General features: G+C 34.1%; 3 protein-coding genes. All 3 read right to left on the bottom strand.

The features are described 5' to 3' along the window. Positions 1–219, bottom strand: a 219-nt coding sequence (locus tag FHQ30_RS12985; protein WP_500692278.1) for a hypothetical protein, incomplete at its 3' end; no start/stop codon positions are given. A gap of 26 nt (positions 220–245) precedes the next feature. Beyond that, positions 246–905, bottom strand: a complete 660-nt coding sequence (locus tag FHQ30_RS12990) for a hypothetical protein (protein ID WP_139625197.1) — start codon at positions 903–905, stop codon at positions 246–248. 83 nt (positions 906–988) lie between these two features. Then, the coding region (locus FHQ30_RS12995; RefSeq protein ID WP_500692279.1) for a hypothetical protein at positions 989–1,399 on the bottom strand (411 nt) is incomplete at its 5' end.

The raw sequence follows: 1,399 nt of genomic DNA on the forward strand, positions 1-1,399 counted from the left end.
GAAATATGCAGCTGCATCATTTACATCATCACTATTTTTATCTATTTTTTCACCGATTAAATATTTTTCAAGAGTTTGCAAACTATCAATAGAAAAATCCAAATCATACCCTTTTTGATGAACTTTTTCGATAAAATTCTCTAAATAATCATCAATATTAATAATAAAATTTTCAAATTTTTCTTCTAACTCTTTATTTGAATGCTCTTTTAGATTCATAATTTTTGTTTTTTTTAAATTGTAAATTAAGGTATTTTACTTCCCATATGATAATCGATCCCAGCTTTCTCTAAAGCTTCAATAAAGTTTTTAGAAGCTCCTTTTTCTAATATATACTCAACTTTATAACCATCTTTTACCATTGATGCGTCTTTTTGAATATCAATTTTTGCTTGCTCTGTTAAACTAACTTTACCAGTTTTTGCTTGACCTGCATACATTTCATCAGGTTTTGAAATATCTATTTGTCTATTGGTATGAGGGGTTTTTACCGTTTCACTTTTCCCACCAAGCTGGTCTCTATAAGCTTGCTCACGAGATAGTCCATATGAAACATTTTTCATATTTGTATCATACTGCTTGCTCCATCTCTCATACGAATATTTTTTAGGATTATCTTTCATTCGCTCTTCATACTGTTTCCATCTTTGAGCTTTATGTTCTGGTGTACCAGCTTGCAATTTTGTTTTCTTCGGTTTTATCGGTGCATCTCCACCATCTGCAAAAGCTTCACCGTCTCCTTTTTTAGCATTGGGTGCATCTGGCACATGACTTCGTGGTGCTGCACCGCCATCATCACTGTCTTTTGGTTTGCTACCTCCATCTGCATCGCCTTTGGCTTTGCCGTGGGGTTCTACAATATGGTTGTTACTACCACTTTTTTTGCCACCCGGTGTCAATAGCATTACGGCAGCTACCCAATCCTGCACTGTACCGCCAGTTGTCAATATACTTTTTACAGCGGCTGCGTCGCCAAAAGTAGAATTTTTTACGCCTTATTAAAATACCCGACTTCTCCAACTGTTACTGCCTCAATATCACAATCGGGGTCATCTGTTCCGTTGGGTGCATAAATTGCAATACCGAATTTGTAACTTTTGAAACCTACATATTCTTCCTCAATATTTGAATCAAATTGTTTCATAAAATCCCAACATTCTGAATAAGTCTTTATCAACAAATCTTCTCCCTCAAATATAGCTTCAGAAGGGTCATTCAGTATTACATAAGATAATTTAAAATCTTTAGTGAAATATCCCAACATTAGACCATCATCATTATAATGGTCAGTAACAAACTCGACACCACTTAATGTTTTTTCAAACACAGCCTTAAATTCAGAATTCATCATGTTATTAATTGAATTTCTGTTTGTTCCGAATTTCATATTTCCTACAGA

The organism is Testudinibacter sp. 'clade 2' (assembly GCF_006227735.1).
Classification (GTDB): domain Bacteria; phylum Pseudomonadota; class Gammaproteobacteria; order Enterobacterales; family Pasteurellaceae; genus Chelonobacter.

Coding starts and splice junctions, on each gene's coding strand:
- FHQ30_RS12990 (WP_139625197.1), bottom strand. CDS start 905: ATGCTATTGACACCGGGTGGCAAAAAAAGTGGTAGTAACAACCATATT.